27 protein-coding genes and 3 pseudogenes are annotated in these 26,909 nt (G+C 44.6%); 23 read left to right on the forward strand and 7 right to left on the reverse strand.

Features of this window, described 5'->3' with window-relative positions; translation table 11 throughout:
* The first annotated feature begins 5 nt into the window (after window positions 1–5).
* Both C6P39_RS23120 and C6P39_RS23125 read left to right on the forward strand, forming a co-directional pair.
* Window positions 6–884, forward strand: coding sequence for a carbon-nitrogen hydrolase family protein (locus tag C6P39_RS23120; RefSeq protein WP_104805342.1), 879 nt, complete (start codon window positions 6–8; stop codon window positions 882–884).
* Window positions 885–913: 29 nt separating this feature from the next.
* Window positions 914–1,594 (forward strand): YjjG family noncanonical pyrimidine nucleotidase, encoded by a 681-nt coding sequence (locus C6P39_RS23125; protein ID WP_104805343.1) that lies wholly within the window; start codon window positions 914–916, stop codon window positions 1,592–1,594.
* Window positions 1,595–1,638: 44 nt separating this feature from the next.
* Here C6P39_RS23125 and C6P39_RS28040 read toward each other — a convergent pair whose 3' ends face one another.
* The 3 genes and pseudogenes from C6P39_RS28040 to C6P39_RS23140 all read right to left on the reverse strand — a co-directional run bounded on the left by C6P39_RS28040 (window position 1,639) and on the right by C6P39_RS23140 (window position 3,448).
* Complete coding sequence (locus C6P39_RS28040) at window positions 1,639–2,133, reverse strand: DUF4368 domain-containing protein (RefSeq protein WP_242987114.1); 495 nt, start codon at window positions 2,131–2,133, stop codon at window positions 1,639–1,641.
* A 129-nt stretch (window positions 2,134–2,262) separates the two neighbouring features.
* Window positions 2,263–2,604: pseudogene (locus tag C6P39_RS23135) on the reverse strand (plasmid mobilization protein).
* Window positions 2,605–2,836: 232 nt separating this feature from the next.
* The gene (locus C6P39_RS23140; RefSeq protein WP_158661677.1) at window positions 2,837–3,448 is read right to left on the reverse strand and encodes a TetR/AcrR family transcriptional regulator; all 612 of its coding nucleotides are present in this window, start codon (window positions 3,446–3,448) and stop codon (window positions 2,837–2,839) included.
* A 148-nt stretch (window positions 3,449–3,596) separates the two neighbouring features.
* Here C6P39_RS23140 and C6P39_RS23145 point away from each other — a divergent pair, with 148 nt between their 5' ends.
* A complete protein-coding gene (locus C6P39_RS23145; protein ID WP_104805345.1) occupies window positions 3,597–4,070 on the forward strand; it encodes a GNAT family N-acetyltransferase in 474 nt (157 codons plus the stop codon).
* Between the two features lie 26 nt (window positions 4,071–4,096).
* The gene (locus C6P39_RS23150; protein WP_104805346.1) at window positions 4,097–4,285 is read left to right on the forward strand and encodes a cysteine-rich KTR domain-containing protein; all 189 of its coding nucleotides are present in this window, start codon (window positions 4,097–4,099) and stop codon (window positions 4,283–4,285) included.
* A gap of 620 nt (window positions 4,286–4,905) precedes the next feature.
* Here the strand turns inward: C6P39_RS23150 and C6P39_RS23155 are convergent.
* The 3 genes from C6P39_RS23155 to dapA all read right to left on the reverse strand — a co-directional run bounded on the left by C6P39_RS23155 (window position 4,906) and on the right by dapA (window position 7,661).
* The gene (locus C6P39_RS23155) at window positions 4,906–6,090 is read right to left on the reverse strand and encodes a winged helix DNA-binding domain-containing protein (protein ID WP_104805347.1); all 1,185 of its coding nucleotides are present in this window, start codon (window positions 6,088–6,090) and stop codon (window positions 4,906–4,908) included.
* 284 nt (window positions 6,091–6,374) lie between these two features.
* Window positions 6,375–6,641 (reverse strand): DUF4318 domain-containing protein, encoded by a 267-nt coding sequence (locus C6P39_RS23160; RefSeq protein ID WP_095173154.1) that lies wholly within the window; start codon window positions 6,639–6,641, stop codon window positions 6,375–6,377.
* 93 nt (window positions 6,642–6,734) lie between these two features.
* Entirely contained in the window at window positions 6,735–7,661 is a 927-nt protein-coding gene (gene dapA, locus C6P39_RS23165; RefSeq protein ID WP_334293906.1) for a 4-hydroxy-tetrahydrodipicolinate synthase, read from the reverse strand.
* Between the two features lie 225 nt (window positions 7,662–7,886).
* Here dapA and C6P39_RS23170 point away from each other — a divergent pair, with 225 nt between their 5' ends.
* The 17 genes and pseudogenes from C6P39_RS23170 (at window position 7,887) to C6P39_RS23245 (ending at window position 21,057) form a co-directional block, all read left to right on the forward strand.
* Window positions 7,887–8,219: a DUF6054 family protein gene (locus C6P39_RS23170; protein ID WP_095173152.1), complete on the forward strand. Its 333-nt coding sequence runs from the start codon at window positions 7,887–7,889 to the stop codon at window positions 8,217–8,219.
* A gap of 81 nt (window positions 8,220–8,300) precedes the next feature.
* Window positions 8,301–8,834, forward strand: coding sequence for a DUF3877 family protein (locus C6P39_RS23175; protein ID WP_104805349.1), 534 nt, complete (start codon window positions 8,301–8,303; stop codon window positions 8,832–8,834).
* A gap of 278 nt (window positions 8,835–9,112) precedes the next feature.
* Window positions 9,113–9,604 carry a DUF2975 domain-containing protein gene (locus C6P39_RS23180; protein WP_095173150.1) on the forward strand — a complete coding sequence of 164 codons (492 nt, stop codon included), beginning with the start codon at window positions 9,113–9,115 and terminating at the stop codon, window positions 9,602–9,604.
* An 11-nt stretch (window positions 9,605–9,615) separates the two neighbouring features.
* Window positions 9,616–9,816, forward strand: a pseudogene (locus tag C6P39_RS23185) (helix-turn-helix domain-containing protein); the annotation flags it as partial.
* A 359-nt stretch (window positions 9,817–10,175) separates the two neighbouring features.
* Window positions 10,176–10,817 carry a Dph6-related ATP pyrophosphatase gene (locus C6P39_RS23190; protein WP_095173149.1) on the forward strand — a complete coding sequence of 214 codons (642 nt, stop codon included), beginning with the start codon at window positions 10,176–10,178 and terminating at the stop codon, window positions 10,815–10,817.
* A gap of 123 nt (window positions 10,818–10,940) precedes the next feature.
* Complete coding sequence (locus C6P39_RS23195) at window positions 10,941–12,122, forward strand: iron-containing alcohol dehydrogenase (protein WP_104805350.1); 1,182 nt, start codon at window positions 10,941–10,943, stop codon at window positions 12,120–12,122.
* 223 nt (window positions 12,123–12,345) lie between these two features.
* Window positions 12,346–12,735, forward strand: coding sequence for a BlaI/MecI/CopY family transcriptional regulator (locus C6P39_RS23200; protein ID WP_104805351.1), 390 nt, complete (start codon window positions 12,346–12,348; stop codon window positions 12,733–12,735).
* Window positions 12,736–12,738: 3 nt separating this feature from the next.
* Complete coding sequence (locus C6P39_RS23205) at window positions 12,739–14,790, forward strand: M56 family metallopeptidase (RefSeq protein WP_104805352.1); 2,052 nt, start codon at window positions 12,739–12,741, stop codon at window positions 14,788–14,790.
* Window positions 14,791–14,815: 25 nt separating this feature from the next.
* On the forward strand, window positions 14,816–15,541 hold the full coding sequence (locus tag C6P39_RS23210; protein WP_104805353.1) for an alpha/beta fold hydrolase: 726 nt from the start codon (window positions 14,816–14,818) through the stop codon (window positions 15,539–15,541).
* Between the two features lie 24 nt (window positions 15,542–15,565).
* Complete coding sequence (locus C6P39_RS23215; RefSeq protein ID WP_104805354.1) at window positions 15,566–15,898, forward strand: hypothetical protein; 333 nt, start codon at window positions 15,566–15,568, stop codon at window positions 15,896–15,898.
* A 457-nt stretch (window positions 15,899–16,355) separates the two neighbouring features.
* Window positions 16,356–17,258, forward strand: coding sequence for a damage-control phosphatase ARMT1 family protein (locus C6P39_RS23220; RefSeq protein WP_242987115.1), 903 nt, complete (start codon window positions 16,356–16,358; stop codon window positions 17,256–17,258).
* Window positions 17,255–18,244 carry a DUF4003 family protein gene (locus C6P39_RS23225; RefSeq protein WP_104805355.1) on the forward strand — a complete coding sequence of 330 codons (990 nt, stop codon included), beginning with the start codon at window positions 17,255–17,257 and terminating at the stop codon, window positions 18,242–18,244. The genes C6P39_RS23220 and C6P39_RS23225 overlap by 4 nt, the downstream gene beginning before the upstream one ends.
* Before the next feature lie 2 nt (window positions 18,245–18,246).
* Window positions 18,247–18,843 (forward strand): sce7726 family protein, encoded by a 597-nt coding sequence (locus C6P39_RS23230; protein ID WP_104805356.1) that lies wholly within the window; start codon window positions 18,247–18,249, stop codon window positions 18,841–18,843.
* A gap of 90 nt (window positions 18,844–18,933) precedes the next feature.
* Complete coding sequence (locus C6P39_RS23235) at window positions 18,934–19,404, forward strand: hypothetical protein (protein WP_104805357.1); 471 nt, start codon at window positions 18,934–18,936, stop codon at window positions 19,402–19,404.
* Window positions 19,405–19,463: 59 nt separating this feature from the next.
* Window positions 19,464–19,577 (forward strand): annotated as a pseudogene (locus C6P39_RS28795) (DUF6783 domain-containing protein); the annotation flags it as partial.
* On the forward strand, window positions 19,552–20,256 hold the full coding sequence (locus C6P39_RS23240; RefSeq protein ID WP_095173140.1) for a 3'-5' exonuclease: 705 nt from the start codon (window positions 19,552–19,554) through the stop codon (window positions 20,254–20,256). The pseudogene C6P39_RS28795 and the gene C6P39_RS23240, both read left to right, overlap by 26 nt.
* A 21-nt stretch (window positions 20,257–20,277) precedes the next feature.
* The gene (locus C6P39_RS23245; RefSeq protein WP_104805358.1) at window positions 20,278–21,057 is read left to right on the forward strand and encodes a GNAT family N-acetyltransferase; all 780 of its coding nucleotides are present in this window, start codon (window positions 20,278–20,280) and stop codon (window positions 21,055–21,057) included.
* A 65-nt stretch (window positions 21,058–21,122) separates the two neighbouring features.
* Here the strand turns inward: C6P39_RS23245 and C6P39_RS23250 are convergent, their stop codons facing one another.
* Entirely contained in the window at window positions 21,123–21,725 is a 603-nt protein-coding gene (locus C6P39_RS23250) for a TetR/AcrR family transcriptional regulator (RefSeq protein WP_104805359.1), read from the reverse strand.
* Window positions 21,726–22,083: 358 nt separating this feature from the next.
* Between C6P39_RS23250 and C6P39_RS23255 the strand changes: the two genes are divergently transcribed.
* Both C6P39_RS23255 and C6P39_RS23260 read left to right on the forward strand, forming a co-directional pair.
* Window positions 22,084–24,192 (forward strand): efflux RND transporter permease subunit, encoded by a 2,109-nt coding sequence (locus C6P39_RS23255; protein ID WP_104805360.1) that lies wholly within the window; start codon window positions 22,084–22,086, stop codon window positions 24,190–24,192.
* The gene (locus C6P39_RS23260; protein WP_207657149.1) at window positions 24,189–26,900 is read left to right on the forward strand and encodes a YhgE/Pip domain-containing protein; all 2,712 of its coding nucleotides are present in this window, start codon (window positions 24,189–24,191) and stop codon (window positions 26,898–26,900) included. Before C6P39_RS23255 ends, C6P39_RS23260 begins: the two co-directional genes overlap by 4 nt.
* Window positions 26,901–26,909 lie beyond the last annotated feature (9 nt).

Genomic DNA, 26,909 nt, shown 5'->3' on the forward strand with positions numbered 1-26,909 from the left:
TTGAAATGAAAAGTTTAAAAGTAGCATTACTACAGTTATTGCCGGAGAACACTCTGGAAGGAAACATGAAAAAGGGCATGGATTCCTGCAGGAAAGCTAAAGCTATGGGAGCGGATATTGCTTTGTTCCCGGAAATGTGGAGCAGCGGCTACCATATTCCGGAAGATACAGAGGAGTTAAGGGCGGCGGCCGTGTCTTCTGACAGTGAATTTGTCCGTACCTTCGGTGAACTTGCCAAAGAGCTGCACATGGCTGTGGGTATCACATTTCTTGAAACGTTTGAGCCACTGCCCCGCAACACGATCTGCCTGTTTGACCGTTTTGGCAGCTGCGTCTTAAAGTATGCCAAGGTACATACCTGCGATTTTGGGGATGAGTGCAGGCTGACGGCAGGAGATGGTTTTTATACTGCGGATTTGGATACGGAGCAGGGCAGGGTTAAGGTTGGAGCCATGATCTGTTATGACAGGGAGTTCCCGGAAAGCGCCAGGATCCTCATGCTGAAAGGAGCTGAAATTATTCTGGTTCCCAATGCTTGTCCCATGGAAATCAACCGCATTTCCCAGCTTCGGGCAAGAGCTTACGAAAATATGACGGGAATAGCCACCGTCAATTATCCTTATGGAAAACCTGACTGCAACGGGCATTCAACGGCTTTCGACGGCATTGCGTACAGGGAGGGGCAGCCCGGTTCAAGAGATACACTGATTTTGGAAGCAGGGGAACGGGAAGGGATTTATCTGGCTGATTTCCCGATAGAGGAAATCCGTGCCTACAGGAAACATGAAGTCCACGGCAATGCATTCCGCCATCCCCGAAAATATGGTCTGCTTATTTCTGAACTCATAGAGGAACCCTTCATCAGGGAATGTTACAGGAAATAGCCTTACAATACAAAAAACGGAGAATGATAATGTTTAAAGTGATCTTATGGGATGTAGACGGAACACTGCTTGATTTTGACAGATCAGAGAAATATGCATTGCGGAAGTGTTTTGCGAAATTTAATCTGAGTGACTGCACAGATGCCATGATCTCCAGATATGCGGAAATAAACAAAAGTTATTGGAAACGTCTGGAGACCGGAGAAATTACAAAAGAACAGGTATTACTCGACCGGTTCACAGAGTTTTTTCAAAAAGAACAGATTTGTTTTGAGGATGTCATAGGGTTTAATGCGGAGTATCAGATGCGTTTGGGTGACCAGGTGTTTTTTAACGATAACAGCAAGTGTCTGCTAGAGAGACTGAAAGGAAGCGTTAAGCAATATGCGGTTACAAATGGTACCTATGTGGCTCAGAAACGAAAACTTGAAAAGTCGGGTTTAGATGTTATTTTTGACGATGTTTTTATTTCCGACCAAATAGGCTTTGAAAAGCCGGATATCAGATTTTTTGATCATGTATGGAAACAGATAGGTCCTCATGAGAAGAAGGACGTCCTTATCGTGGGAGATTCCCTGACCAGTGATATGCAGGGGGGAAACAATGCGCAGATCCGCTGCTGCTGGTATAATCCCAAGGACAAAGAAAACAATACAAATTTGAAGATTGATTATCTGATACATGATTTGAATGAAATTGAATTTCTGTGAAATGTTTGGCCAAAAGGCTGTCATACAGGTAAAAGCGTCGTCACTTAACGGCGGCACTCATAAAACAGCATAGGAATGTTTTTCGGAAACGGCGTAGCTTTCGGGCTATGCCGTTTCTCCGTTTGACAGGTGGTAGAGAGCAAGGATGCGGGGAGTATTCCCACAAGGTCATAGGAAATGTCAATCTGTTGTTCCCTATGCCCGCTTGATTTGTCCGGTGCGTGAACATATACCGCCTTTACCATATCATTCAGAATGGCAGGCGTCAGCTCGTCCAAATCGAGATACTTTCGCACCTTGCCGATAAACCTGTCAATATTTTCTGTCTGTTCTACCCCTCTAAGCAGAGAGCAAATATCCGCTTGACTACCACGGCGGCTTCTTCGTCCACAATCCAATGCACTTTGTCCGTCATAACTGCCCGTAAAACGGTAGAGCGTCCTGCCCGACTTTATCACAACTTCACGCTTTGGCAATTCATAGGCAAGTGGATTTTTTACCACGATATGCCCGTTTTTTATAATTCGTTTCCGTTCCATTCCTTTCCGTCCTTTCCTTTGAAATCGGTGTTTACAGTTTCGTAGCAAGCATAGGGAACGGATAGCCGTTCCCGTAAAATGCCCGTCTGTCGCCGCTGCATTTTGCTTGTTGGGAAGTTTCCCAAACCCTCATTTTGTAAGCCCCTTGAATTGCAGGAGCAGCCGCCTTTCCAATGGCCAAACTTCTTCCATGAGCCGCTTTATCTCGTTCATGTCGTTGGTATAAATGCGCTCTGTTTCATTGATACGCTTTGCAATCTGATTGACATTTACGCCGATTTTCTGAAGCTGCGCCGTATGCGCTTTGACTTCCTGTAAATCAAGCAGAATGATGTACCCGTCAATGAGCATTTTACAGGAATAGGCGGATAGGTTTATCGTCGGTATTTACTTCATTTTTTCCCCAATCAACGCCCGTTCTTCCTCTGTTACCCGTACAATGATTTGTACGCTTTGTCTTCTGTTTTCCATTCGCATTTCTCCTTTCACTACATACAACACCGCAGGGGGCGATTTTGCCAAAGTTTCAGGGAAAATTTTTCAAAAAGTTTTCTCACTCCTTAATACGGGGAAAATCGAAAAATGCCAAATGAAAAGCAGATTTCGGGCAAAAAAATATTGCAGCACATAGCGGCTGCAATACATAAAGATTTTAATTTTTTATTTGCTTTTATATTTTATAGTGTAAAAGTATATTCTATCCTTATAACTCTTCTGCAAACAGGTGAGTAATCATAGCTGTTATTTGACAGCGCAACACATCTAAATCTATATTCCCATGATAACTAAAAGCGTGTTCTTGTCCTAATATATCTGACAAAGCATATAGAAGATACATCTTCTCGGTCAAGTTCTTTTTGGTGACATTTGGGTTATCAAAGGCTTTTACAAGTGCGGACAAAATCATATCCTCATACGCCGCAAAGTGCTGCATAATCTCCGGTTCTGACTCTTGCATAAGCCCCAACTCGTTTACGGTCTGCTTTGAATTGACATAAAGATTGATAAATAGATTAAGACAGTTATCAATAAGTACTTGCGTATCAACGGGTTTGGGGAGAGTTTCTAATTCCTCTAATAATGGTCTAAGGTAACTATCAAGGAAATATTCAAAAGAAGCAATGTAAATATCTGTTTTGTTTTTAAAATAGCTGTAAACTGTTCCCGTAGAAACTCCTGCCGCCTTTGCTATTTCAACCGTATTTGTTTTATAAAAGCCTTTTTCGCAGAATAAATCCAAACCAGCTTTTACTATTTTTGTTTTCTTTTCAATAGAGCGTTTTTGTATCGGTTCTCGAACAGGTAAATCGTTCAATCTAAACACCACCTTTCATAAGAACAAGTATATCGCATAATGCTCATTTGGTCAATGAACATGAAGTATTGTTCATATTGACTTTGCAAGACCCATCTGCTATAATAAGAATGTGAAATAATATTCATATTAGAGAGGAGGAAAAGATTTGGGAAAATTGTTGCTTCGTCAGCTTCGTAATGAGGATGTTGCACTGTTTGAAAAATGGCTATACACGCCCCATGTGGCTAAATGGTATCATGACCCGTTGGATTGGATTGATGAAGTCAAAAAGAGGAATGACGAATTTTCATTCTTACATCACTTCATGGTGGAGTTGGAGGGCAAGCCTATCGGTTTCTGCCAATATTACGAATACCGTCACAGCGGAGAAGATTGGCATGGCAATACGGATATAAACGGTACTTACAGTATTGACTATCTGATTGGTGATACTGAATATATCGGAAAGGGATTTGGGAAAAATATCATTCAACTACTGATTAAGGAAATTAAGCTACATAAATACGCAAAGCGTATCATTGTGCAGCCGGAACAGGAAAATAAGGCTTCTTGCAATACCTTGTTATCATGTGGCTTTTCCTTTGACACAGTTAATGAAATTTATATTATGGAGTTTTAATTTATTATCCCATAAGGGGGTGTACTATGGGCGCGGTAATGTGGTTGTTATGTCCTGTGTGCAATAATAAAACTCGGACAATGGTAAGGGAAGAAACCGTACTTGTAAACTTTCCCCTCTTTTGTCCAAAATGTAAGCAAGAAACACTAATCAACGTTCAACAAATGAATATGTCAGTTATCAAAGAGCCAGACGCAAAGACGCAGAGCCGATAACACGCAGATTATGAAATGCGGTTATCGGTTCTTTCTTTTTGACAACAACACTCTGCCTATGCGATTGCTTCGGTTCAAAACGACAAAATAGTGATTATAGTGACTTTTACAACGCTAATTGTTTCAATAGCAAGTGTCGCCATCACATTATTTTTAACTTAGTTTAACAATGCTATTTGCTCTGGTAGATAATTTATTATCGCTATTTATAAGGCAAATAAGACTTGTGACATGCATCTTTGCCGACGTGGAAATAGGATAGTAAAGATTTTATATTCCCCCCTTATAAAATAGCATTCTACTGCGTAACAAAACGGACGTACCACTATTTAAGCGATACGCCCGTTTTGCCTTGCACCCTATATGGCAGCTGCCCTATTTCAGTTTGTTGTTGATACTGTTTTATGAGTAACTACCTTATGCGGCCATGCTTTTTATGTGCAGCTTTGTTTATCCATATCATATCAGAAGGTCCGTACATTTACGGTATGGACTATAAGAACTCCCATTTAAATCTTCTGCAGCAAAGCAAATCCCAGCATAAGGGGTAATCCTGTATGGGTTTTGCCCTGTAACTGTAAAAGGACTGAATATATTTCTACCATACGGCGTTTACAAGATCAGATCATAATTTCAACCCCCAATAATCTTATCTGGCGGAAGGCTGCATATGCTTCCGCAAGAGCATAAAGATACGGTCTGTCAGGAATGGATTTCCACAGAGTTATGGTGAAATCCATGCCGTTCTTTTCCTTTTTGGCGTTCCAGATCCCGATGATCTCTCCGCGGTACAAAACAACACCGGGATTGGTTACCAACTTCCAGATTTGTTTATGCAGTGTTTTGTCAGGCTGAAGGACCTCCCTGTCGCGCTGGTCAAGAAAAGGATCGTGTCCGCCGAGAAGAAGCAGTTCTCTTTCCGTGGAATCCGGTTGAAGTAAACGTTCCCTGTCGGATGAAAGAATATAGGCCTTTTTACCAAGAGCGGAAACAGGTTCCATCTCCTCGGAAACCGTATTCCACATACGGCGCCCCTGTTTTCCGGAGCACCCAAGCCAGTTCACAAAATGATTGACGTTTGCCGGTCCATAACAGTGAAGGTATTTCCGTACCAACTCTTTACAGGCGTCTTTTTCCGGTATGAGAGACCTGCCTGTCCAATTTTTATAGGATGTAAACATCGGGCTGGTTCCCTGGCGCTCTCCGAAAACGACCAATCCTTTCCATGCACACGGCCGAAGCAAAAAGGAAACAACAGCGCCTCCCACAGTCTGCTTATCCGGACTCCCATACATGGAAGGATGTGACCATAAAACACGCTTATTTTCAGGAATGAGCGGCAGCATCCAATCTGCCAATGTCTGATCTAAAGAGGTTTTGCTCATGATCGTACAGTCATCAAGCTGTGGAATCACCTGCTGTAATATACGGAACAGATCATTAAAATCCATCTGCAGAAAGTCAAGCGCCAGTGAAATTCCGGAAGTATAAATCCAGGGTTCTTCCTCCTCCGCTATAAGGGCGGACAGAAAGATATGGCTCTGTGAAATAGGAAATACAACAGGGATACCCCGTAGACTCCAGGCCTGCAGAAGCGATTTCTCTGTATACAGCAAATCGTCCATTTCTGATAAACTGCAGCCGGGCACGCGATTGTAAAGGGCCGTTTCCCAGGCACCGGGCGGTGTATTCTGCATTCCACATGCGCCCACCAGCTTTTCTATATCCGTTTTAGCGAATATCCTGTCCAGATGATGGGTATACAGCCTGAAATTCCGTATTTGTTCTAAGCTTAATTCTATCATGTAGTAGATCCCTTCTGAAATGCTTCATATAATCAAAAAATGTTTCTTTCCGTTTCAAATTTATTATACTAAAAAAGAAGAGGTTTTGATAGATACTATATTTTTTTAACGTAATAGTAAGCGTAATACATCATAAACCAGTGCACAGGTTTGTTACATTTGGAGGTCGAAAATAAAGGTAACATTGGGAAAACGATTGCTGATACCCCCTTTCAGGTATCATAACATTCATTTTAGAGCCGGTATGGATCAGCCCCTTGTCTACTTGACAAGGGGCAATCATATCAAGCCGGCTCTAAAATATTTCGGAAGAGATACAAGTGCTTTTTCTGCAGACAATAAATGATCCAGTAAGCACTGCCTGAGTCCTCCTTTTCCTCCTTGATATCCACAGTATACACTTCTCCCTCAATCCTCACCAGCAAAGGATCCCCTGTGATCGGGCCGGAATAATATAGATCATGTTTGCGGCAAAATTCTTTGATCAGGGAATAAATCTCTTCTTTATTCTGCGGGTACTCATTTCTAAATAAGATATATGCGTCCTTCATATGAAATCCCTTCTTGTATTTCCTAAAGTGTCCAATGGTTCTAAGCCTGCACGGTTACAAGATCACACATTATATTTGAGAACCGAATCGGTGTTACCCGGCATCGGAGTGTGAGTGTTTGGATACTTTCGTCAGACTGTATTTTTCCAGCACAGTATACAACTTTTCTGCCATGGTATTGTCCATATTGCAGAGGGGCAGTCTGCAGGGACCCACATCATAACCCATGGCGCGCATTGCCAGTTTTACAGGAATAGGATTTACATCTAAAAACAGTGCTTCGATAAGCTCCAGATATTTTAGCTGTAAATGCGCACTCTCCTCATGGTTCCCCTCAAAATAAGAGGCACAGATAGCGTGGGTTTCATTTGGTATAAGATTGGAGAGAACAGAGATCACACCTTTTCCGCCAAGAGCCAGGGATGAGGTGATCTGGTCATCATTCCCGGAATAGATCGTTAAATCCTCTTTACATAGGCTTGCAGTCCTTGCTATCTGGGAAAAATTGCCGCTTGCCTCTTTCACAGCCACGATATTTTCTGTTTCGCTAAGGCGTTTATACGTGGCCGGACAGATATTGACTCCTGTACGTGACGGTACATTATATAAAATAATGGGCAGATTGGTTGACTTGGCACATTCCGTAAAATGCAGAAACAACCCCTGCTGGGACGTTTTATTGTAATAGGGGGTCACATGGAGAAGGGCATCCGCCCCTGCTTTTTCACATTCCTTTGACAGATAGACTGCATGGGCGGTATTGTTGCTTCCGGCTCCGGCAATGACCGGAATACGTCCTTTGACATGTCTGACTGCGTGCCGAATAAGTTCTATATGCTCTTCATCTGTGAGCGTGGCACTTTCTCCTGTTGTGCCCGCAACTACAATTGCATCCGCGCCGCCTGCGATCTGCATATCCAGTAAATCCTCAAACACAGAATAATGAATAGAAAAATCCTCTTTCATGGGTGTAACGATCGCTGTGCCCACGCCTTTAAATATTTGTTTTTTCAATTTCATATCCTCCTGAACCTTTGTATTTAGATTATGGAAATTATAGCAGTTTGGTCATTAAATAGGAGTGAAGTTCCGGACAGGGGTATTAAGTTTCGATTAAAGAAGAAAAGAACAACTAAAAGATAACGATTGTCATAATATTTAATATATTATATAATTAATTTGGAACTTTTTTATGTGCAGCGTGGTAAAGGTACAGACCTGCCGCGTATAACAGGAGGATATCATATGGCAAAATACGAAAAAGTAGTCCACGGAGATTTTGATGATATTATAAATAAACTGCACGATGCTGTAATGAAGGGAAGTATGTCCGCATCATACGAGGACGGCAGTAATTTCAGCAATGGGGATTTTCAGTGTGCCGTGAGGATCTATGAGCGTTACAGCGCGATGGGCAGTAACAGAGTCAGTTTGTCCATCACTTTAGTTGGAGGCAGAGGTGAATATTACTTGTCCGCGATCACATCCGGCGGGAGTCAGGGGATAGTCTTTAAGCTGAACACATATGGGGAAGAATCTTTTCTGGAGACCATTCGGGATGTGATGGACAGTTTGTAGATCAATACAGAATTTGCGCGGCGTTTCAAAGTCAAGCTGCTTTGCTGGCCGCTGCAAATAAGAAAGACAGGAGCATACAGCATGGATTTAAAAAAGAATATTTTTGACAATATCAAAGAGTGTGAAATAAAGATCGGTTACCGGGAAGAGGACATGAATCTGTATTATCCAAAGGAATCTTTGCAGGAACTGCTCTTGACAGCAGAGGAAAACCTTTCACAGGCCATCGCGGCATTTTGTGAATCTGCAGGACAAGAGCTGGGCGGGCTGACCATAAAGGAAACAGAGGAAAAGGGCCGTTATTGTGTCCATGTTCCTTCTGAAGGAGTAAGATATGTTCATGAAAATGTAAATGACAGCCCATTTTTAAAGGCCTTTTTAGAGGAAATATTTAACCCCGGGAATACTGTGGACGATATTGTAAATATTTTCAAAAGATTCTCTCAGGATGTAGCAGTTGAAAAAATTCATGAACATGAATGGGGCATTTCCTTTCGGAACCCGGAAATTGATCCTTATGTTTATTACCTGGAACAAGATGAGTTTGGCCTGCAGTATCACCGTTTTACAAAAAAGGCCTATGATGCTCTGAAAGACAGTCAAGGAACGGAATAAGAATAGATACGATCCCCCTGCTTTTCTATCGAAGCAGGGGGATTTCCCGTGTGAACCAAAATCCCTCCAGGCAGAATATACATTGCCGGCAAGGAGGTGATGATGAAATCAGCTCCTACTGATAAGGAAGATGAAATTTTTGTTTTGCTCTAATTTTAATGATATTTAAATATATTTTAATGATAATCATTAAATATATTGACGGTCAGTGCGGCGTATGGTATAAATGGATTATAAGAGGAACCAATAAGATCTCATGATGGAGGAGGGAACGATGCATGGGAGAAAATGATTTTTCAACAAACGTCAATAGGGGCAAAAAGAAGTTTTCAAAAAAGCTAAAATTTCTTTTGATGCTTGCTATTTTTTTAACAGGCATACTTGTTATGGTTGGATTCGCTGGTTTGTATGAAATGTTAGAGAAAGAGTTATGGAAAAGTGAGGACATAACCGGCACAGCGTATGAACTTATTACATATCTGATAAATTTCACGATTTTCATTTCCCTGATACGCATTTATGCCAGCAAACAATTTTTCATTCATTCACTGAGCAATTATTTTTTGATGATCGGATGGATCATTATTGGGACATCCTTTACCATCACACATTTTCCAACATACAGCTCAAACGGTTTTGTCATCATGCAGTTTGGAAGCTTTGTGTTGATTGACGGAAAGATGTTTGTCTTTGGTATCCTGTTCCTTGTCTTGGGCAGTCTGATCAAAGAAGGGACAGAAATGCAGAAAGAAATGGACGAAATCCTTTAGGAGCAAATAATATGGCGATTATATTAAGATTAGACCGGGTCATGGCTGACCGCAAAATTTCCCTGAATGAATTATCGGAAAAAGTCGGAATTTCAAATGTAAATCTGTCCAACCTGAAGACAGGCAAAGTGAAAGCTATTCGATTTTCCACTCTGGAAGCCATCTGTGATGTACTGGACTGTCAGCCGGGTGATATTATGGAATACCAAAGACCTCCCAAAACAGACAGTCCGGCAGACTGTGCTACAGATAATCACGCTGACATTCCAGACATTGGGCATCCTGGCTGCAGTGGAAGTTCAGAATAATGTCATCCACACGGGTGCACGTGGCTTTTTTATATGTTACAGTATGTATCGCATCACGGTGGTTCTTTGGACATTTTATGCTGCTGGCAGCCGTATAGGTATTTTCATTGTCATTCCCTTGTTTTTCCATAATATAATACACTCCTTACCGTTTGCAGAGAAGCTATCATAGACTCTTTTAAACTATTATATATAAAACAAGGCAGAAATGAAAGGATTGATTATTTTACGCTGCAAAAAACAGAAAAAAGAGAGGTAGAGAAATGAAATTTGTCATGTCATACAGCTGCGGCAAGGACAGTACCCTTGCGCTGCACAAGCTAATAAAAGGGGGACATGAGCCGGTGGGCCTGCTGGTCATGGTCAATCAGGACATGGACCGGTCCTGGTTTCACGGGGCAGACTATGAATTATTGGATAAATTTTCAGATGCATTGGAAATCCCCCTGATTCTCTGCCCGTCAAGCGGGGAGGCATATCATCTGGAATTTGAAAAAGGCCTCAAAAGAGCCATAGAACTGGGGGCAGAGATGGCGGGGTTTGGTGATATTGACATAGAAAACAACCGCAGATGGAGTGAAGACCGTTGTCACGCAGCAGGGATCAGGGCAGAATTTCCCCTGTGGCAGCAGGGACGTGAAAAGATAGTGCAGGAAATCCTTTCCAAAGACTATTGCTGTATCATTAAATCCATAAACAACCGGCTTCTGCCAAAAGAGATCCTGGGAAAACCCTTAGATGCAAAGATTGCGGAAAGAATGGCCTCCAGCGGTATTGACCTCTGCGGGGAAAACGGTGAATACCATACTATAGCAGTGGACGGACCGATTTTCAAACACAAACTGGATATACAGACCGGTGAAGTTCTGGATTTTGGGGACAGGTCTGTGATCGCTATAAGATAACGGAGACACCGCTCATCCTGAAAATTGCTAAATGTGTGCATTTATTGTTGACTAATTTACTCAGATATATTATACTGATATTGTTAAATGATTAACAATAGTACATAAAAGGAGATGCATACTATGAGCAGATTTACATTACCGAGAGACATTTATCATGGAAAAGGCTGCCTGGAAGAACTGAAAAATTTGAAGGGCAAAAAAGCATTTCTTGTAGTAGGCGGCGGAGCTATGAAACGCCAGGGCTTTTTGGAAAAAGCGGCTGGCTATCTGAGAGAAGCAGGTATGGAGGTACAGCCTTTTGAAGGCGTTGAGCCTGACCCGTCTGTAGAAACCGTTAGGAAAGGCGCCAGGGCCATGCAGGAATTTGAACCTGACTGGATCGTAGCCATGGGTGGAGGTTCCCCTATTGACGCGGCAAAGGCAATGTGGGCCTTTTACGAATATCCCGACACAACATTTGAAGCACTATGTATCCCGTTTAATTTTCCGGAACTCCGTCAGAAAGCAAAATTTGCAGCAATTCCGTCAACATCCGGCACTGCCACCGAAGTGACTGCATTTTCTGTGATCACGGACTATGAAAGCGGTGTAAAATATCCGCTGGCGGATTTCAATATCACCCCGGATGTGGCAATTGTAGACCCGGATCTGGTTGAAGCACTTCCCGTAAAGCAGGTGGCCTACACAGGAATGGACGCCTTGACCCACGCAATAGAAGCATATGTGTCCACTCTGCACAGTCCGTTTACAGACCCCCTTGCGCTTCAGGCTATTGAGATGGTACTGGATCATCTGCCCGCATCCTATAACTGTAACATGGAAGCAAGAGAGCAGATGCATTATGCCCAGTGTCTGGCAGGAATGGCCTTTTCCAATGCGCTGTTGGGAATTGTCCACTCCATGGCTCATAAGACAGGAGCTGCGTTTTCCACAGGACATATCACACATGGCTGTGCCAACGCAATGTATCTTCCATATGTGATCAAATACAATGCCAAAGATGCAGCCGCGGCAAAACGTTACGCGGAGATTGCCCGCAGAATGGGCCTGGCAGGTGCTTCCGAGAGATCACTGATCAACAGCCTCTGCAACAGAATTGATGAACTGAACAAACAGTTCTGTATTCCGAGGACATTAAAAGAATTCGGCATCATCGAGGCGGAATTTAAAGAGAAGATCAAGAAAATCGCAGAATTGGCAGTAGGTGATGCCTGCACCGGCTCCAATCCCCGTGGGATTGACCCGGAAACTATGGAAAGATTATTCAACTGTATTTACTACGGAACAGAAGTGGACTTCTGATCTATATCCATACAAACCGGAGGCGGGGATATGTATTCCCCGCCTCTCTGTATGTCCACATTCGCGCAGATCGTGACCGGATAACAGCAAAGTATTTTTACAAAAACCGTTGACATTTATCTACTACTAATGTAAAATGACAATAGGTACTACAATTGTAGAAAAATACTCTGTAACCTAACCTGAAAATACGGTATCTGCAGACAGTACAGGAGGTGATAACATGAAAAAGCGTATTCAAAAACTACCTGATTCAGAGCTGGATGTGATGCTGGCTTTATGGAACGGTCATCCGGACATGACACGTCTGGAGGTGGAGGCCTTTGTGAATCAAAAGAAAGAGCTGGCACCCACCACAATCCTCTCCATGCTCACCCGGCTTGAAAACAAGAATTTCGTCTCGGTAAAAAGAGAAGGAAAAACCAATCTCTACAGCCCTGTTGTGACGCAGAGTGAATACCAGCAGCAGGAAGGGAAAAGCGTGCTGGAGAAACTATATGGGAATTCATTGAAGAATTTTGTAGCGTCCCTTTACCAGGGAAAACAGATTGGCGGGGAAGAGATACAGGAACTGGAGGAGTTCCTGAAGGAGCTTGAGCGAGAGGGGGAATAGTATATGGCAGAGTTTATGCTGCACATAATTAAGGTGAATGTTTTATCGGCTGTCATCATTTTCATTGTGCTGGCAGTATCAAGACTGCTGGATAAAAAATATTCCTCCCGATGGAAATATCTCATATGGCTGTTCGTTTCTGTGTTTCTCCTCATTCCGGTGAGGCTGCCGTCAAATGCCAGAGGCCTGACCATTGAGGTACCAAAACAAATCACCAGAACGGAATACGCCGGTAGTACAAATGCGCTTGCTGCGGAAACGGCAAAGATTCCGACAGACAGCACAAAAAACAGCAGTAATGAACAAACAATGACCAATGATCAGGCAGACATGCAGGACAGCGCAGGAGAAAATGCAAAAGACAGTGTTTCTCCCAGGGAGAATATAAAAATAGATACCATCGCATGGTTTATGGCATATATCTGGGGAGCGGGTATTTGCGTAGCTGTGGTATACAAACTGTTTATGCTGAGAGCGGGAAGGCGTGAACTGCGCCGTTGGCGTATTCCTTTTACGAACAGTGAGAGGATTGCCGAATACAATAAACTGTGTAAAAAAATGCATATCAAAAAAGCGCCTAAGCTTGTGGCAAGCAGCAAGTTATCCGGTCCGCTTTTGGCAGGGATCAGAAACACATATCTCTATCTTCCCGAACGGGACTATTCCGGGGATGAATGTGAATTGATCTTCAGACATGAATTATGTCATTACCGCAACAGGGATTTGTGGTATAAGCTGCTGATGATATGGATCACAACTGTTTATTGGTTCAATCCTGCAGTTTACTTTATGAAAAAAGAGGCGGAGCGTGATATAGAGTTCATATGTGATGAGTCAGTCATGAAAGGCAGAAACCATGAGGATAAGCTCAGATATAACCAGCTGCTTTTGAAAACAGCGGCCTTGGGAAGACATCCTTACGAACTGTCCACCAGTCTGAATGACGGCCTCCTCACATTCAAGAGAAGGATGGTGAATATTATGAAAGCAGGAAAGATGAAAAAGGGCATTCTTCCCGTTATCTGTTTTACTATCCTGTTGGTTATGTCCAATGTATTTACAGGCTGCTCTTTAAAAGATTCCGGTGAAAAGCAGAAAAAAGCGGATACGGAAGCAGCAGCAGACAATGTTGATTCCAAGGAGGATGAAAAGCCATCCGGTAAAGAGGAAGAGGACAGCAAAGAGAAGGTCATCAACGGAAAAGCCGTTATTGATCCTGATACAAAAGCAAAAACGGAAACCCCCATCCAAGCGGAGCCGGAGGAAAAACCCACTGACCCGCCAAAAACAGAACCGACTCCGGCAAAGACAGAGCCCACAGAACTGAGTGGATTTATGAACAGAGATGCTCTGCCTTCCATGGTTCAGAACCTGGGGCTTCAGCAGGCGTCAGGCGTTGCCTTCGGTGACATGGGAATGAGATATGAAGGAAACGGGATTGATGTGGAATGGGATCCGGATACCAATGGGATTGCAGGACGTGCCCTGATCAGTATAAGCTGTGAGAACAACAGCAGTGTCAGCATGGAGGGAATCCGCTGCGGGGAGCAGTACAAAGAGGCGGAAACAAACCTTCTGCAGAGCGGATACCGGAATCTGGGTGACAGCGATCCGAGCCATAAAGAATTTATATCAGATTCGGAAAGCAAAATTATAAGCATTGACGTATCTGATGCGTCCATCAGCGCATGGTCATGGATGAACTGGCCACAGGGTGATTTTGCACCTATCACTACCCAATACATGCCTGTCGACGGTGATTACAAAAATGCTTCTGACGGCGAATATGCCACCATCCGAATCACAGGGATCAATGACAACAGCTTTTATTTTACTATTTATAAATATATAGAAGGCCAAGGGGAACAGCAGATCTTTATGGATAATATTGCGGTTTTTGAAGAGAGGGAATCCTCCACTGCAGTGTTCCGCGGCCAGCAGTACACACTGACCTTTGATTGTTCCGAATATGGCACAATAAAATTATCCGGATTTGATGACGCCATCACTCTTGGCGACACCTTCTGGAACTCACAGGCCTTGCATACAAGCTAAATAATTTTGAGATCGGAGAGTAAAAATGCAGCATAAAAAAAGGCCCTGGCCTCTATGGAAGAAACTATCATTAAGCCTGTTAACCGCAGTCCTGCTTCTGGTCCTTGGCTTTGCCTTGTATGTTTCAAATTATTACCATGCACAGGCATATGAACCAAAGGACACCGTCACAACCGAATCGGACGATTACTATACATATGGGGATAAAAACAGCGGCACAGGCTTTATCTTTTATCCGGGAGGCTTGGTTGAGGCCAAAAGCTATGCGCCGCTGCTTGAAAGGATTGCAGGGAAAAATGTTTTTTGCGTCCTGGTAAAAATGCCGTTTCATCTGGCTGTTTTTAACTCCAATGGGGCAGATACGGTGATCCGGGATTTTCCGGATGTAAAAAACTGGTATCTTGGCGGACATTCACTCGGTGGTGCTATGGCTTCCTCTTATGCGCAGAAACATGAAGACTCACTGGAAGGACTGGTTTTGCTTGCGGCGTATCCCACAGATACGCTCAGATCACTGCCGGTTCTGTCCATCTACGGCAGCAGGGACGGAGTTCTGAACCGGGAGAAATACAAAGAATCCATTAAAAACGCAAAAATCTGTAATGAAATAGTCATACAGGGAGCCAATCATGCAGGCTTTGGAAATTACGGGGAACAGAAAAAAGATAAAACAGCCGGTATTTTGGGCGAAGAGCAGTGGGACAGCACGGCTGAATATATACTGGAATTTATGGATGCATTGGCTGATTAACTACATTTAAGAGGAGAACTGTCAATGAAAACAAAAAAGACTATGTTTGCCTGCTGGATCATCCTTGGGCTTATATACAATCTGCTGCCGGCATTTATCAGGGATACCGGTTCCGGAATGTTTCTTCTCCTTCTGGTTCTCCCGGCAGCCACCCTGAGCATTTCCGTTTTTTACGGTTTAAGGCAGGACAGCATCCTTTTATTTCCATGTATATCAGGGTTTCTGTTTGTGCCTGCCGTGTTCCTGTATATGAATACATCCGCATTATTCTATGTCCTTTTGTATGGAGCGGTAAGCTTTGCCGGATATGGCATAGGAAAGTGCATGACCATACTGGCAGGAAAAAACAATAACTAAATCCGGTAACGGAAAAGAAAGATCAAGAAAAGCAGCGGCGTTTGAACCACAGATGCCCTGCTTTCTTTTTGTCCCAATATCTGCAAAATACGCCGCTGTTTACATGCTGCGATCTTGGAAGATGATCCGTTACCGTTCACAGGCCAATGTTTCGGGAGGTGTTTTCCCAAAGGGATGCTGCGCGATGCGCAGCAAAATCCCGAGTTAGCCAGCGCTAAAATGCAATTTATTGCATTTTGTACCCTAAAGGGCAGAACTGTGCATCGCAAAGCGCGTTGCTGTGCAAAGAGCTACGTTTTTAGTATACTGTGAACAGTAACGATGATCCATAAGAGCAGACAGGCCGGATGGTTTTTACTATTGGAAATCAACACACAATAGGGTATAATGAAACCGTAAATAGATAAAAGACCAGTTAAGGATCCTGGGACATTCTATAAATTGAAACGGAGATACCATGAAAATATCCACAAATGTAAAATTAAGCGCCCAGTGTATGAGCTGTCTGATCACCCGTCAGATGGAGAATCTGAAGGACATCACTTCCGAGGAATTAAAGTCAGCATATATGCGGGAAGTATTTCAGATCATCGGTGCAGCGCAGCCGGAAGACACAGCACCCGTGCTCATCGCCAAAATAAATGTGATCCATCAGAAGTATTTCGGGCGCGCATACAGTTTTGAACAGTTGAAAAAAGATTACAATCATAGGATGCTGGAGGCAGAGGATGCGGTACGCAGCCGGATCGTCCAGTCAGATGACCCTGTATACCGGGGGATCCTATACGCCCGGGCAGGCAATTATATTGATTTTGGAGCCATGGGCAGTGTGAGCGATGAAAAGCTCTGGGAGCTGATTGACACAGCTTCCGAGGAAACCCTGGATGCCTCCGAATACAGTAATTTCACGAAACAGATGGAGACAGCCGGGAACCTGGTCTACCTGACCGATAACTGCGGTGAGATCGTTCTTGATAAGCTTTTGATCGAACAGCTTATGAAAAGATATCCGCAGATTCATGTTACCGTTATTGTGCGCGGTGAACCGGTGATCAATGATGCCACAATTGAGGATGCCAATATGACAGGGCTTTCTGATCTGGTGCCTGTCATCGGCAATGGCACGAAAATTGCAGGCACAAGCCTGAAGCATATCTCCAAAGAGGCCAGGGACCTGATCGCTGCTGCGGACCTGATTCTCTCAAAAGGCCAGGGAAATTTTGAGACGCTGAACAACAGCGGGCTGAATGTCTACTACATGTTTCTCTGTAAATGTTCCTGGTTCGTGACCAGATTTGGGCTGGAGCAGTATAAAGGTGTGTTTGTAAATGACAGAAGTCTTGGGAGGGATGTATCATGAGAGAAGAACTGAGAAAACGCTGTGATCTGTTTATTGAAAACAGAGATATCATCAAATCCACCTTTGGGTGGGAGAGCCCCTATGTCTATCCAATGTGCGCGGGAATCCTGACGTCAAGAGGTTCTCTTGCAGAAGCGGACCGTCTGCTTAACTGCCGGGATATTTTAAAGGCCAATACCGGACCTTTTTCTAATTTCAGAGGTGTTTCAAAACTGGCTGTCATTACCATGCTCTCATTGACAGCAAACCCTGAAATGGTGATGGAGCAGATGCTGACGATTTACGGACGGCTAAAGGAATATTTCTGGGGTTCCGAATATCTGACAGTGGCGGCTGCCACTGTAGCGGAGATGGCAGACCCGTCCCGGTATGAGGAGATCATACGCAAAACAGGCAGCATTTACAGCCGTATGAAAAGTACCCATCCATTTCTCACATCCGGTGAGGACAGTGCATTTGCCGCGCTCCTTGCTATGTCTGAACTTAATGATTCCTGTATCGAACGGGAGATGGAGCAGTGCTATCATATTTTAAAGCCCTACTTCTTCTCCGGGAATTCGGTGCAGTCCCTCAGCCACATTCTGGCTCTCGGTGAGGATTTTGCGGAGCCGAAGTGCAGAAGAGCACTGGAATTATTCGATACCCTGAAATCCCGGGGACTGAAATACGGAACAGGCTATGAGCTTGCAACATTAGGTGTTCTGGCACTTCTGGATGTGGAAAAAGATATACTGGTACAGGACATCACAGAGGCAGATGCTTTTCTGAAATCCCAGAAAGGATTCGGGGCTTTTGGTGTGGGTGCCAGACAGAGGCTGATGTATGCCGGCATGATGGCTTCCTGTGATTATGTGCCTGACCTGCATTCCATGCAGACTGCGGCATTAAACGGCGTTGTGGCTCTGGTCATCGCCCAGCAGGCCGCAATCTGCGCCTCCGCAGCCGCCGCCAGTGCAGCCGCCGCTTCCTCCTCCTCCAATTCCTGATCATGCTGTACGATAAGGATATCCGGGAGCCCCTCTTTGATTTTTTAGAGGAGAGGTACGGTAAGATCAGGATCCTGGAGGAAAAGCAAATGGGTAAGTCACGTGCGGATATTGTGATGGTCCTGCCTAACACCATTGCCGGTATTGAAATAAAGAGCGATGCGGACACCTATGTGCGTCTGAAAAGACAGGTGAGGGATTACAACCGCTATTATGACAGCAACCTTGTTGTGGCAGGATCCACCCACGCTCTGCACATCAAAGAGTATGTTCCTAAATGGTGGGGAATCATCACGGCGGAAAAGATGGGAAATACCGTGGACTTTTATACCCTGCGGGAGCCAAAGCCCAATCCGAAAGTGGATATGAAGAGAAAGCTCAGTATCCTATGGCGCCCGGAACTGGCACATATCCAGGAATTGAATAAGATGCCAAAATACAGGGAAAAAAGCAAGGCCTTTGTGATTGAAAAGATACTGCTGAAGGTTCCACAGGAGACACTTGCTCTGCAGATCAGTGAAGAATTGTTTGAGCGGGATTACACCACAATTGAGGAAAGGATAATGGAGTATAAGAGGAAGAAAAAGCATGGTTTATAATTATGCTTGTCGATTCGGCGTTTTGCGTTTATAATTTGTAAGATATGAAGGGGAGAGATATCTTTACAAACCGAAAGGAGTAAGGGGTATATGACAAGATACGAGAAAATGAGCCAGCTTTTTAATGAGGATTACCGGGTGATTGATTTTCTTCCCGGAAGGGTTCCCGATGAAGCTGATACAATATTTGAAGAAGTAGAGCAGTATTTTATGCAGGACAAACAGCTTCAGGTTTTCTGCGATAAGGTGATCGCTATTGTGTTGAAGCTTTTATGCTATTATCCTTTTGAAATGTATGTGCAGGAGCATATTCCGCTCATCCGTCAGAGGGAAGGATGGCTGAAAGATAAACGCTGTGATACCATAGTCAAGATCATGAAAAAGACCATTCTGAAAAGGAAAGGACAGATTGACATTCTCCTGACCAGGGAAAACTCTATGCTGAGCATCAGCGGAGGGACACTGAGTATTGCTGTCTATAATGAAAGTGACTCCCTGCGGGAAATGCTGCAGTCCATGGTGCACACAGAAGGCCTCTATGACTGGAGGTTCAGAGCCTGAAAGCCGTTGCCGGATACTGACGGAAACTATAAGGCAGGCAGCAGGGCAGACTAGAGTGTGACGTGCAGATTGTCGGAATGAATTTTCAGACACACTCTGGGGACGTCCGTTCAAACAGAAGAGAAAGTGAGGAAGACGCAGCGCGATATGTTAAAATCATACATAGCTTTTGACATAGAAACTACCGGTCTAAGTCCAGAAGAAAATGAGATCATAGAGATAGGTGCATTAAAGGTACGGGACGGAAAAGTACAGGAACGTTTTATGGAATTTATCAAGCCAAAACTTTCTATTCCGGCCAATATCACAGGTATTACCGGAATTACCAATGAAATGGTGGAAAATGCCAGGTGCCGGGAAGAGGTGATTCCTGATTTCCTGCATTTTTGTGAGCAGGATATTTTGATCGGGCACAATGTGCTGTTTGACTACAGCTTTGTCAGGATCAGTGCCGAATCTCTGGGTCATACCTTTGAAAAAGACGGCATTGACACATTGAAAATTGCCAGAACCGTGCACAGGGACCTTCCGTCCAGAAGTCTGGGCGAGCTGTGTGAGCACTACCGGATCAACAATTCAGCTGCACACAGGGCCTATCATGACGCACTGGCAACAGCTAAACTGTACCAGACCATGGCACACTATTTTGAGGAGAAAGAGCCTCATCTGTTTGAGCCGTCTCCTCTGGTCTGCACAGTCAAAAAATCTCCGCCCGCTACAAAAAAGCAGATGGATTTTCTTATGCGTCTGATAAAGCAGAAGGGCTTGAAACAGACTTTTAACCCGGACACACTGACCAGAAACGAAGCCTCCCGGCTGATAGACAGTATTCTGTCCGGCCAGGCAGTATAGTCCGGCCGCAGAGAGGTGAGTATGACGAAAAGAGAAGAACTTATGAAGTTAAGACCCGACAACCATGATATGCGCCTGAAATACTATGAGCTGGTCCTAAAGAGCAGCAGCCTTGAAAACCTCCCCGGCTTCTCTCTGCCAAAGGGATACCGCTATGTCTATTACAGGGAGGGAGATAAGAAGGACTGGATCGCTATAGAAACATCTGCAAGAGAATTTGTTCTTCCGATGGAGGGGGAGGCTGCCTGGGAGAAATACTATGCCGGGAAAGAAAAAGAGCTGGAAGAGAGAATGTTTTTTGTGGAGACTTTGGACGGCGAAAAAGTTGCCACGGCCACAGCATTTTATGAACCGCGGGATTTATCCGGCGCGGGATGGCTGCACTGGGTGGCTGTAAAGAGAGAATACCAGGGACAGGGCATTGCAAAGGCGCTGATCTCCCATACCCTGCAGCGTTTAAAAGAGCTGGGCTATCCCTCCATTAAGATACCGACGCAGACAAATACCTGGGTGGCTGCCCGAATGTATCTGGATTTCGGGTTTCAGCCAATACCAGAAAATGCTGTAAACAGCAGGGAAGGGTACGGGATCCTCAGGACACTGACGGATCATCCGGCACTTGAAGCCTTTGACCCCGTACCTTATGAGGAGATTTGGGATTCCCGTATGGTTGAGATAGAGAAAAAACTGAGGGAACAATATGCAGATTTGGTCCATTTCAGGGTTTTGGAGGAGGACGGGCAGGAGAGAATCCTGTTCTGTACACAGACCGGGACCGGGGAATGGAAAGAAACATTTTAGAGACAGAGCAAAAGGACCGGAGACTTGTACTGCATATAAGCAGACAGCCGCCGGTCCTTTTACAGTCAGCTTGTTGTATAAGCAAGAAAAATCTGGTGGATGGCTTTATGAAGATATGGCAGGTATTTGTCCATGGTCACCGGCTGTTCAAATAAAATACAGTTGTAACAGGTGGACCCCACCAATTCAATAAAAGTAAATAGCATAAGCTCAGGTTCCTCACAGGTCACTGCGCTTTTTTTCATCATTTCAAGATAGTATTCATAAAATTTCTGTGATTCTTCCGGTACGGTGCGTTCAAAGGCATTTTTGAATATACCCCAGGAGAGATTCTTTGCAATGAACTGAAGAAGGGCATGTTCTTTCTGGAAACGTTCAATGATATAGTCCATCATCCACATCATCTGGTTCTCAAAACCTGTGATCTCCTTGGCTGCCAAGGCCTTATGGGCATCCGCAAATAATTGTCCGGCTTTGTAAGCGATCAATTTATCCCTCAAATCATATTTATCTTTGAAATAAAGGTAAAAAGTTCCTTTTGCAAGCCCGGCCTGATTGACGATGTCAGAGATCGTGGTTTTGGCAAAGCCTTTATTTGTAAACAGATCAAATGCGGTCTGGAAGAGAGCACTCTTTTTCTGCCGCTTGTTTATCTCCAGTTTTCCCATGGCTGTCTCACCTTTCATATGTGTTTTTATCACACCTGAATTTTGATTTTAATTTTATTATCTTACAGAAATGACTAAAAGTCAATACCTTAAAAATGACCAAAATTCATTTTGCTATTTCGTGGATTTCTGTGAGTTTTAAATATTGACTATTGGTCATTTTTGTTTATAATGGAGGTTGATATGAAATACGAGAGGTAACACTTCAGCAGGCCCGCACATTTTCTGCGTTGACCGTGAAAAAGCGTTCAGCATCAGGCAAAACCTCATCGCCAAAGGCGGTTTAGCATGGATTTTGCCTGTCACTTGTGAAGGCACTGAACCGTTACAAAGAAAGACAGAATAGGGGATGATTTCTATGGTCAAAGCGGGCAAATGGATCGCCAGGCACCGGGTTCTCATATTACTTATGGGAATCCTGATGCTGGTTCCATCCGTAATAGGTATGGCGAAAACAAAAATTAACTACGATCTGCTCAGTTATCTGCCGGAACACCTGGAAACCGTAAAGGGTCAGGATATCCTGGTGGATGAGTATGGGATGGGTGCATTTTCCATGGTTGTTGTGGAAAATATGGACCTAAAGGACGCACAGAAACTGGAAGATAAGTTCAGCGAAATACCTCATGTAAAGGATGTACTCTGGTATGACGATGTGGCAGATTTAAGCCTTCCGGTGGAGATGATCCCAAAGGATCTGCGGGAAGTCTTTTTCCGCGGCGATGCAACCATGATGCTGGCATTGTTTGACAATACCACTTCCTCCGATGAGGCAATGGAAGCAGTGACACAGATGAGAAAAGTAGCGGATAAGCAATGTTTTATCAGCGGCATGACGGGGATCGTCACGGATATCAAGAACATATCCCTGCAGGAACTGCCCATCTACGTGGTCATTGCCACATGCCTTGCTTTTCTGGTTCTGGAGCTTGCCACAGAGTCCTTCCTTGTACCAGTATTTTTCCTGCTCAGTATCGGATGTGCCATTTTATATAACATGGGGACCAACCTGTTTTTGGGGAAGATTTCTTACATTACGCAGGCTCTGACCGCTGTACTGCAGCTTGGTGTCACCATGGATTACTCTATATTCCTCCTGAACAGTTACGAGGAAAATAAACTTCGTTTCCCAGGCGACAAGAACAGGGCCATGGGGCATGCCATTTCCAACACGTTTAAATCCATTGTGGGCAGCTCCGTGACTACGATCGCCGGATTCGCCGCGCTTTGCTGTATGACGTTTTCTCTGGGCAGGGACTTGGGTGTTGTCATGGCAAAGGGAGTGGTGATCGGTGTTATATGCTGTGTCACCCTGCTTCCGTCCATGGTACTTATATTTGATAAGGCGATTGAAAAAACAAAGCACAGGCCCCTGATAAGGAATGTGGAGGGGCCGTCTAGGTTCATAACAAAGCACTATAAATTATGGCTGGCAGTTTTTCTGCTCCTGCTCCTGCCGGCAATATACGGAAATAATCATACGAAAGTGTACTATAATATTGCGCAGTCACTGCCCTCATCCCTTCCGGGTAATGTGGCCAATGAAAAGCTGCAGGATGATTTTGACATGAGCACCATGCATATGATACTTATGAAAAAAGATATGGACAGCAAAGAAAAGCGTGACATGATGGAGGCAGTTGACCAGGTAGACGGCATTAAATGGACCATTGGCATGAACTCCCTGTTCGGTCCGTCCATTCCTGATTCCATGATACCGAAGGATATCAAAAAGATGCTGCAAAGTGATAAGTACGAACTGGCCTTTGTGTGCTCGGAATATGAATCGGCCACGCCGACTGTGAACAAACAGATTGCAGCCATTGATAAGATCGTAAAATCATATGATAATTCTGCCATGGTAATCGGTGAAGCGCCTCTGATGAAAGACCTTCAGGATGTTACAGACGTGGACCTGCGCAATGTCAACATAATCTCCATTGCCGCCATTTTTATAATTATCATGCTGGTGTTTAAATCCTTGTCTCTCCCGGTCATCCTGGTGGCAGTCATAGAATTTGCCATTGCTGTGAATATGGCAGTACCTTTTTATCAGGGGACCAGCCTTCCCTTTGTGGCAAGCATAGTCATCGGTACCATTCAGCTGGGGGCAACGGTTGATTATGCCATTTTGATGACCAGCCGTTACCAGAAGGAAAGACAGAGAGGGCACAGCAAAAAAGAGGCCATATCCATTGCACATAAAGCAAGCATGCTGTCCATTATCACCAGCGGATGCAGCTTTTTCGCCGCAACCTTTGGAGTTGCCTGTTATTCTGAAGTGGATATGATAGGCTCTATCTGTACCCTGCTTTCAAGAGGAGCCCTAATCAGTATGGCCGTAGTTATCATGGTACTTCCGGCCATGTTTATGATATTTGATAAAGTGATCTGCAAGACATCCATAGGATTTCTGGGTAAGAAGACAAAAAGACAGTGCTCATCAGGAAAGGAAGGAATAGAATGAACAGAAACAGAAAGCTGAAAAATAAGATGATGACAGGACTTGCCGTGAGCATGGCCACTGTTGTGGGTGCCATGCCGGTTTATGCAGCAGGGGAAACGGAGAAAGAAGTATCCAAGGAAGAAACCGTCTATGTGAATGCCGACGCAGCCGGCAAAGAAAAGGATGTGACAGTGTCCAGCTGGCTTAAAAACGCTGGAGTGGAGAAGAAGCTGAAGGACCGGACTGATCTAAAAGATATAAAAAACGTTAAAGGCGAGGAGACATATACGGAAAAAGGGGATTCCGTTATCTGGAATACCGAGGGGCAGGACATTTATTATCAGGGAAAAACCGGCAAAGACCTGCCGGTCTCCGTAAACCTGGCCTACTATTTAGACGGAAAGAAAATGAGTCCCGAAGATCTGGCGGGAAAGAGCGGGCATCTGCAGATCAAGATCCATTATGAAAACCATGTCAAACAGACTGTAAAGGTGGACGGAAAAGAAGAAACCCTCTATAGTCCTTTTGTCATGATGACAGGACTGATCCTTCCGGAAGATATCTTTTCAAATGTTATGATCGATAACGGAAAGGTTATTTCAGACGGCAGCAGAAATATTGTGCTTGGTATTGCCATGCCCGGCCTGAAAGAAAGCCTGGGACTTGACAAAAATCTAAATAAAGATAATGACAGTGACGGTATCACGCTTCCGGAGAGCCTGGAGGTGTCCGCGGATGTGAAAAACTTTTCTATGGACCCTACTTTTACCATAGCGCTGACAGATATCATGAAGGAACTAAATACAGAAGACATCACGGATATGGATAAACTGAAGGATTCTCTGAATGATCTGGAGGACGCTGCCCTTAAACTGGTAGACGGCTCCGCGGAGCTGTCTAAAGGGGCTGATACCCTGGACAGCAAATATAAAGAATTCGACGATGGTGTGAACACATTAAAGAGCGGAATTGATGCGCTGAACAGCGGCGGAGCGCAGCTTGCAGACGGAATCGGCAGTTATACAGAGGGTGTGGATCAGTTGGATAACGGGATCCAGACTTATTTAGGAAGCAGCGGCGTTCTCACTGGAAAGGTTACAGAGTATGTGGACGGGGTCAATACCGTAGTGAATGGGGTAAAACAGTATACCGACGGTGCTTCTTTGCTGGCAGACGGCACAACGGCCTATATTGCCGGGGAGAAACAACTGGCTGCCGGAGCAGAAGGACTCAGGCCCCTTATAGCGGGTCTGACAGAAATAAAAGATGCTGTCGGACAGTTGAACAGTGCACTGGACGGAAAAGGCAGCACAACCGATGACATCCGCCTTGCTGCAGATACGCTGGCTGCCGGCACCCAGCAGTTAAAAGATACGCTGGACAGTACAGATATCCATGCAATGATGGCGCTGGTGGACCAGATGACAGGCACAGGCCGGGAACTGCTTAGGGAGACAGAGGACCTGTCCTCCATGATGCAGGAAAAGATTGCCGTTCCTGTCAGTGAAATGATCGCTGCAGGTGAGAGCCTGAAGGACAATCTTAGCTCGCTGCAGTCGTATCTCACCACTGTTCAGACAGAATCAGAAAACGCTATTGCCCAGGCAGAGCAGGCAATGACCAACGAGGTAAATAGTGAAATTGATATAAAAAACGCCCAGATCCAGAGCATGGCAAATACAGCGGCAGATACTGCAAAGAATGCCGCCAATGCAGAACTCCGGGCAGCAAGAGAGGCTTTGGATGCACAGATTAATGCTTCCGATGATGAGGCAGTGAAAAGTGCTCTGACAGCCGTCAAAGGTCAGCTCGGCGATGTGACAGTGGACGTGGAAAACATGGAAAAACTGGAACATATACAGGCTCCGGCAGTCCATGTAAATATCCCTGCTTTCGATGCTTCCGGGATCGTTAATGCTATAGAAAAAATGGCTGGCTCCTATCAGACGGTTGAAGCAGCCGTCAGTGAACTTGGCAGCAATGAACTTCCGTTGATCAAAAAGCAGCTGGAAGGGATCACCGCCATGAAAGATCAGCTCCCAACAGCACCTATGGAGGCTTTAAAAGAGAGTGTATCTGCCATCAACACAGGCATGCAGCAGCTAAAAGGCGGTATCGGCCAGCTTTCCGGCAGTGTCAGCCTGCTGGACCAGAGCACATCCACACTTCCAAAAGCCAGCAAAGGGATCCAGTCTCTTCTGGATGGATTTAAGAACCTGGGAAATGCTAATCAGAAGCTCTTAGACGGTGCAGGGGAATTAAAACAGAATGCGCCTATACTGGTACAGGGGGTAGGAACACTCCAGGGAGGCACTTCACAGTTAAGCCAGGGTTTGGATGAGTTGAGTACAGAGCTTTCTTCCGGTGCTGCCATGCTTTCCGCAAACAGCGGTACACTGCGGGAAGGGGCTGCCACACTGACCTCTGGCACCGGGGAACTGTTATCAGGCAGCAACACTCTGCAGGACGCAAGCGGCCAGGTACAGGATGGCATAACCCAGCTTAAGGACGGGGCAAAGACTTTGAAAGACGGCATGAAGGAATTCGATGAAAAGGGCACTAAAAAATTGAAGGACACCATTGAGGATGAAGTGGGCAATATACTGGACAGAGTGAATGCACTGAATTCCGAAAACTGCACGTATGACACCTTCAGCGGGAAAGCAGACAACATGAACGGCAATGTGAAATTTATTATTGAAACAGACGCTATAGAGGCAGAAGAGTAATACAGAAAA

Origin of the sequence: Blautia marasmi, assembly GCF_900258535.1 — a bacterium.
Taxonomy (GTDB): Bacteria; Bacillota; Clostridia; order Lachnospirales; family Lachnospiraceae; genus Blautia; species Blautia hominis.

Coding starts and splice junctions, on each gene's coding strand:
- C6P39_RS23120 (WP_104805342.1), top strand. CDS start 6: ATGAAAAGTTTAAAAGTAGCATTACTACAGTTATTGCCGGAGAACACT.
- C6P39_RS23125 (WP_104805343.1), top strand. CDS start 914: ATGTTTAAAGTGATCTTATGGGATGTAGACGGAACACTGCTTGATTTT.
- C6P39_RS28040 (WP_242987114.1), bottom strand. CDS start 2,133: ATGGAACGGAAACGAATTATAAAAAACGGGCATATCGTGGTAAAAAAT.
- C6P39_RS23150 (WP_104805346.1), top strand. CDS start 4,097: ATGGGCGCGGTAATGTGGTTGTTATGTCCTGTGTGCAATAATAAAACT.
- C6P39_RS23155 (WP_104805347.1), bottom strand. CDS start 6,090: ATGATAGAATTAAGCTTAGAACAAATACGGAATTTCAGGCTGTATACC.
- C6P39_RS23160 (WP_095173154.1), bottom strand. CDS start 6,641: ATGAAGGACGCATATATCTTATTTAGAAATGAGTACCCGCAGAATAAA.
- dapA (WP_334293906.1), bottom strand. CDS start 7,661: ATGAAATTGAAAAAACAAATATTTAAAGGCGTGGGCACAGCGATCGTT.
- C6P39_RS23170 (WP_095173152.1), top strand. CDS start 7,887: ATGGCAAAATACGAAAAAGTAGTCCACGGAGATTTTGATGATATTATA.
- C6P39_RS23175 (WP_104805349.1), top strand. CDS start 8,301: ATGGATTTAAAAAAGAATATTTTTGACAATATCAAAGAGTGTGAAATA.
- C6P39_RS23180 (WP_095173150.1), top strand. CDS start 9,113: ATGGGAGAAAATGATTTTTCAACAAACGTCAATAGGGGCAAAAAGAAG.
- C6P39_RS23190 (WP_095173149.1), top strand. CDS start 10,176: ATGAAATTTGTCATGTCATACAGCTGCGGCAAGGACAGTACCCTTGCG.
- C6P39_RS23195 (WP_104805350.1), top strand. CDS start 10,941: ATGAGCAGATTTACATTACCGAGAGACATTTATCATGGAAAAGGCTGC.
- C6P39_RS23200 (WP_104805351.1), top strand. CDS start 12,346: ATGAAAAAGCGTATTCAAAAACTACCTGATTCAGAGCTGGATGTGATG.
- C6P39_RS23205 (WP_104805352.1), top strand. CDS start 12,739: ATGGCAGAGTTTATGCTGCACATAATTAAGGTGAATGTTTTATCGGCT.
- C6P39_RS23210 (WP_104805353.1), top strand. CDS start 14,816: ATGCAGCATAAAAAAAGGCCCTGGCCTCTATGGAAGAAACTATCATTA.
- C6P39_RS23215 (WP_104805354.1), top strand. CDS start 15,566: ATGAAAACAAAAAAGACTATGTTTGCCTGCTGGATCATCCTTGGGCTT.
- C6P39_RS23220 (WP_242987115.1), top strand. CDS start 16,356: ATGAAAATATCCACAAATGTAAAATTAAGCGCCCAGTGTATGAGCTGT.
- C6P39_RS23225 (WP_104805355.1), top strand. CDS start 17,255: ATGAGAGAAGAACTGAGAAAACGCTGTGATCTGTTTATTGAAAACAGA.
- C6P39_RS23230 (WP_104805356.1), top strand. CDS start 18,247: ATGCTGTACGATAAGGATATCCGGGAGCCCCTCTTTGATTTTTTAGAG.
- C6P39_RS23235 (WP_104805357.1), top strand. CDS start 18,934: ATGACAAGATACGAGAAAATGAGCCAGCTTTTTAATGAGGATTACCGG.
- C6P39_RS23240 (WP_095173140.1), top strand. CDS start 19,552: ATGTTAAAATCATACATAGCTTTTGACATAGAAACTACCGGTCTAAGT.
- C6P39_RS23245 (WP_104805358.1), top strand. CDS start 20,278: ATGACGAAAAGAGAAGAACTTATGAAGTTAAGACCCGACAACCATGAT.
- C6P39_RS23250 (WP_104805359.1), bottom strand. CDS start 21,725: ATGGGAAAACTGGAGATAAACAAGCGGCAGAAAAAGAGTGCTCTCTTC.
- C6P39_RS23255 (WP_104805360.1), top strand. CDS start 22,084: ATGGTCAAAGCGGGCAAATGGATCGCCAGGCACCGGGTTCTCATATTA.
- C6P39_RS23260 (WP_207657149.1), top strand. CDS start 24,189: ATGAACAGAAACAGAAAGCTGAAAAATAAGATGATGACAGGACTTGCC.